Here is a 5,021-nt window from a genome sequence, read left to right on the forward strand (position 1 = left end):
CACAAGATCAACGACAGCGTTTACCACCTCATGCGCGGAGAAATCTTTGATTTTGAAGGAAAGAAATTCCTTGCCTTTGGCGGAGCGAGGTCACACGATATCGACGACGGTATTCTCTCTTGGGAGGATTTTGACACGCAGGAGCAATTCAAGGAAACTGTCCGCAAATGGAGAAAGCAGCGCAGGGTTTTCCGAATCAACCACGTTTCTTGGTGGGCTGAGGAGCTGCCTTCCGACGAGGAAATCCAAAACGCGGAAAACAATCTTGCAAAGGTTGATTATCAGGTAGATTATGTCATCTCACACTGTGCGCCGCAGTCGATCGTTTCATGGCTCATGGGCGGTTATACGCAACCAGATAAACTAACCATGTATTTCGAGGACTTGGCACAGCGTTTGAACTTCAAAAACTGGTTTTTCGGTCACTACCACGATGACAGGAAAATCATAGGCAAGTTCATCTTGCTCTATGACCAGATTGTGAGGATTATTTGAAATAAAATCAGCAGCCCTGTTTTCAGAGCTGCTTTTTGTATTCTTATATTCTATTTACCAATCGTCATCATCCCATGATGAACTGAAGCTGTTATGATTGTCGTCATCCCATGAAGAATGAAAGCCATACTTGCCGCGGTATTCCTCCATAATCGGTTCGAGCGTTTCCTTGATCGCCTCACAATCCGAGAGCAAATCATCCGCAACGAATTCGGGGATAGCTTTTATTTCCTTTAAAAACTCGATGTAATATCTGACAGAGCCTGTTTTCTGATATGCATGGCGCAATTCTTCCACCGTCTTGCGCTCGGTTTTAGCGTTCAGCGCTTCATTGGAATACCGCTCTAAATATAATGCCGATTCGTTCAATCCGTCGGTCAAAACCTGATTGACAGTATCGTTCGGCAAATGTTTTTTCAACTGTCTGACTTTGAAAACCAACTGCAAAGACAGCTCGGAAAAAGCCACTAAATCTGCCATGTTTACCCCTTCTTTCGATACGCCCACGATTTGCCTTTTCGGAAGCGGATGATCATCCCTTTTTCAGCCATGCCGTTCAACACACGGTTGGCGGTGGCTGCGGAGACGGACAGCAGCTTGCGGACGTCGTTGTTGGCGATTTCTCCATGCTTCGAGAGATAGTCGAGGATCGCCTGCTCTCGGGTTTCGGCTTTCGGCTTTACTTCTGAAGGTTGAGCGGTAACTTCTAAAAGTGCATCCTTGATCGCCGACAGCATAAACTCTATGAAACAGGTAGAGTCGGCGGCGTTATTCGCGTTGTTGATTGCCTGATAATACTCGCTCTGACGGTCGTGGATGATCGACTCCACCGGCACCCACGCAAAGAGCGGATTCCATTTTGAAAGCAACAGCGTGTGCCATAGCCTGCCGATACGTCCGTTGCCGTCGGAAAAGGGATGTATCAGCTCAAACTCATAGTGAAACACGCAGCTCTTGATCAGCAGAGGGGTTTCGTCATTCTCTGTCCAGTCCAGCAATTCTTCAACCAACTGCGGAACATAGGCGGGCAAGGTGCCGAAATGCAAGATATTGCCCTGAGAATCCACCACACCGACCGGTCGTGAACGGAACTCTCCCGCATCGTCGCGCAGACCTCTTACCATAACGGCGTGTGCTGTCAGCAGGTCGTCTATCGAATACGGATTCAGCTCATCAAGCCTATCATATATCTCAAAGGCGTTCTGCACCTCCGCGATGTCCTTCGGCGGCGCCAATACACGCTTGCCCGACACAACTGCCGTAACCTGCTCCAAGCTCAGCGTGTTCTGCTCGATCGCAAGCGAGGAATAAATGGTCTTGATGCGGTTGCTTCTTCTCAACTGCGGCGAACGCGCGGCTTCCGTCAGCGTTGCCATCGAACCGACCAGCTCGGATATTTCAGCCGTCAGCCGAAGTATTCTCGTATTGATTTGAAACGGATATTTCTGCATAGCCATCCCTCCGCCATTAGTATATCACTTCATCTCTCAAAAATCAATTCATCTCTCATTTTTGCTTTAAAAAATGAGAGATGAAACAGAAACCGTCTTTTGTTTTGACTTGACTATTCAACGTAGATTGAGTACAATAAATCAAAAGAGGAGGTCGCTTTCTATGACCGCAACAGAAATTGCTAAACGCAAACGCGCGGAAAAGACCGCATACGCTATTAACAGCATCGAGGGCGTTCCTGTATCAGAAGAAACGAAGCACCTGTCCTCACAATGGGTTAACGGCGAATTGACGATAGAACAGGTTAAAGCTGAACTTGCTAAGAAATATAAGGCGAAAGCAACATGAAAAATGAAGAAAAACGCCTGGGAGCTGTCAAGATTGCAAAGGCGATTAACAGCATTGAAGGCGTTCCGACTCCCGATGAAACAAATGAAATTATCTGCCAATGGATTGACGGCAAAATATCCGACGATCAATTAACTGACGTTTTGCTTTCTTTATGCAAACGGATTATATATGAGCAAAACGAAGAACTACAATCCAACTCCGCATGAGTATGTAGAGGGAGAATAACCGTTATGAGCAGATTTTCCAAACACTGTTTGGAAAATCTACGGACATAATGTATTGTGACGCGAGGAAATTTGCATGACAAAACAAGAAGTAAAACGATTCTTAAAAGCACACCGCAACCAGGAATATTCTGCGGCAAAGTTTGAATACTCAATGTATTTATACAAAGACATCGAAGAAAAAATGAATGAATTTGTGGCAAAAACGGTTCCCGGAAAAGAACCGGAAAAAGCAGCAAATTTGCAAATGATAGCAGAAGCAAAAACGGCTGAGGATATTGTAAAGCTCATGCGAAAAGAGGCACTTATAGGAAACAGATTTGAATTAGTACAAAAGGCACTTGAAACGGAAGAAGAGACGCTGCCCCTCATACAAAAACGAGCGCTAACAAACAGACAGGATGTTTTTATTGAAAACACAGTCAAGTTTTTCCTGCACTGCAAAACCAATTGCTGTGACTGGATATTAGATAATTATCAGCTTTTCAAAAGCGAATATTTGAAATCTATGCTTTGTTTGGTATTAGGCTTTCGCGGAAATGTCAGCATGATAGAGTTTTTGATAAAAGAAGCGGAAAGGCTTGAACGCGAGTATCCGAAGGAATCCTATGATCAAGGTCCCACGTTAGCCGTTCAAGAACTATCCGTCAGATTTTTGAACTGAGTTTTTTTGAAATCGCTTATCTTTGATTAGGCGTCGCAAATTTTGATTTCTATGGTTGCCATTGGTGTAGACTCAGAGCATCGCTCTTGCCCTGTATTCGCCAAAATTCTTTTGCAGAATAACCAATAGCATCAAAATATCATCAATAATCTTTTCGCAGGGGCAAAAACGGCTCAAAATCGGCATATCCATGCGCTTTTCAGGCTCTCTACATTGCCTCCAAAACCGCGTGCCGAGGGTTCAAGTCCTTCTGCCCCTGCCAAATTCAAAAGTCCGAGAAATGGCTTACGCAAGCCATTTTTCGGACTTTTCTTTTTGCTATTCTCACTTGAAAATCTCACGGCGCGCGGTCTAAAAATGCCTTTTTGATGCTTTAAATGAGCAGCAAAAGTGCATCCGGCGGTAACAAATCCAACGTTTCCGTCCGGTATAGCATCAAAATAGCAGCAATTATCTGCGGGTTTTAGACGTTATTTTCTCAGTTTTCTCAAAAAATCTTCTCCGCAACACCATTTCAGGTACTGCGGAGTTTTGTGTTATCTTTGTTTAGCGTCGCATTTTTATACATTTATTTCAATGTCTTCATCACATCAAGCAAGCTCTGATAACTATCTACGTCGTGATACTTCACCTTGCTTGTTGACATTTCATTAAACAGCTTCTTTGCACATGAAATTTTTGCCTGTTCGATTGGTCGGAGATTCAAGCTTTCCATTGTTCCTTTTGTTTCTGCAACAAAGAAAATATGCTTAACCGTTCCCTCGTAAAAAGCGATCGCCCAGTCAGGAGAATAATTTCCAACTGGCGTCGGAATGTGGAACCCCTTTGGCAGCTTGGCATAAACACAAACTTCGTTGGCAGAATCTAAATCCTCAGCAAATCTGCGCTCTATACTCTTGTCGGCAGTGCCGTCGGTAAAAATGTAATCCTGGATCGCCTTTTCTGCTTTATACGCCTTATCAAAGCCCTGCGTATTCTTTTCCGCCGTGAAAATATCGCTGTCATATTCGCCCGCAATCGTATTATAGGAAACGTGCTCCACAATCATGGTCGCCTTTTCTTCATTGATCAAACGAGTAACTTTCTTGATGAATTCCTCGGGATTGTTTTTGTACATATAGAGCTTATCCTCGCGGATACCCTTGAGGATTGTCGCAACGGTTTTGCGGGTAAGAACGGTTCCCTTTGCGATTTTGCCGATCAAATCATATTTGACTTGGCTGACCTCAGTATGACGCAGTGATTTTGTGCTTGACTTGACGGAGCCAAAAGATGCGCCGCGCTCGATTTCATATTGGTTTATTTCCGATTTCTGGCTTCCGATAGTCGCGGTATATTGCAACTCGGAAACGAACAGTTTCTCATCAATATGCTTGATTGCTTTGCGAATCAACTCGTCGCTGTCAAAGTCTACCTGATATGCGTACTTGTGATTGATCTCCTTCCACAACGCCTGGAATTCTTTCTTATAAAAGTTGTCGTTCAGCGGATTGTCTTTCACTTTCGTTTCGCGTCCGTTGATGAACATATCTTCCAGCACGCTGTCATCATAGACTGCCTGTATAAGTTGGTGAATACCATCTGCCATAGGCTGCAAATCCAAAGGCAGCGGCGCAAGCGTGTTAAGCTTCACATCAGCGCGGTACTTATCTGTCACCTTGCGGCTCATATCCACATAACCGTTTTGAATCAAATAGAATTCTATGTCATTGGCGGCAGCAGCTTCAATCATAACCGGCTCGCCGTCCACTTGAACATACTTGCCCTTAAAGTATTCATTTGCAGGTTGGCTATACGGTCAGCCTGCTTCGCCCTTTGTGGGAAAATCAGTCGTT

Annotated in this window: 6 protein-coding genes, 1 tRNA gene and 1 pseudogene; 5 read left to right on the forward strand and 3 right to left on the reverse strand. The window is 44.5% G+C overall.

Going from position 1 to position 5,021, the window contains the following annotated elements; genetic code table 11:
- Window positions 1-495 (forward strand): annotated as a pseudogene (locus tag JKK62_RS07160) (metallophosphatase); the annotation flags it as partial.
- A gap of 54 nt (window positions 496-549) precedes the next feature.
- On the opposite strand, the gene JKK62_RS07165 reads toward JKK62_RS07160, so the two are convergent.
- Both JKK62_RS07165 and JKK62_RS07170 read right to left on the reverse strand, forming a co-directional pair.
- Window positions 550-975 carry a four helix bundle protein gene (locus JKK62_RS07165; RefSeq protein ID WP_201427329.1) on the reverse strand — a complete coding sequence of 142 codons (426 nt, stop codon included), beginning with the start codon at window positions 973-975 and terminating at the stop codon, window positions 550-552.
- Window positions 976-977: 2 nt separating this feature from the next.
- A complete protein-coding gene (locus tag JKK62_RS07170; RefSeq protein WP_243411784.1) occupies window positions 978-1,946 on the reverse strand; it encodes a Fic family protein in 969 nt (322 codons plus the stop codon).
- Between the two features lie 163 nt (window positions 1,947-2,109).
- Between JKK62_RS07170 and JKK62_RS07175 the strand changes: the two genes are divergently transcribed.
- The 4 genes from JKK62_RS07175 (at window position 2,110) to JKK62_RS07190 (ending at window position 3,448) form a co-directional block, all read left to right on the forward strand.
- Window positions 2,110-2,295 carry an antitoxin VbhA family protein gene (locus JKK62_RS07175; RefSeq protein WP_092969329.1) on the forward strand — a complete coding sequence of 62 codons (186 nt, stop codon included), beginning with the start codon at window positions 2,110-2,112 and terminating at the stop codon, window positions 2,293-2,295.
- Window positions 2,292-2,504, forward strand: a complete 213-nt coding sequence (locus JKK62_RS07180) for an antitoxin VbhA family protein (protein WP_092969326.1) — start codon at window positions 2,292-2,294, stop codon at window positions 2,502-2,504. The genes JKK62_RS07175 and JKK62_RS07180 overlap by 4 nt, the downstream gene beginning before the upstream one ends.
- A gap of 94 nt (window positions 2,505-2,598) precedes the next feature.
- A complete protein-coding gene (locus tag JKK62_RS07185; protein WP_092969323.1) occupies window positions 2,599-3,186 on the forward strand; it encodes a hypothetical protein in 588 nt (195 codons plus the stop codon).
- A gap of 158 nt (window positions 3,187-3,344) precedes the next feature.
- Window positions 3,345-3,448 (forward strand) — tRNA-OTHER (locus JKK62_RS07190).
- A gap of 306 nt (window positions 3,449-3,754) precedes the next feature.
- On the opposite strand, the gene JKK62_RS07195 is transcribed toward JKK62_RS07190, so the two are convergent.
- A complete protein-coding gene (locus tag JKK62_RS07195; protein ID WP_243411785.1) occupies window positions 3,755-4,918 on the reverse strand; it encodes a restriction endonuclease in 1,164 nt (387 codons plus the stop codon).
- Window positions 4,919-5,021: the final 103 nt, after the last annotated feature.

The organism is Ruminococcus difficilis (assembly GCF_016680995.1).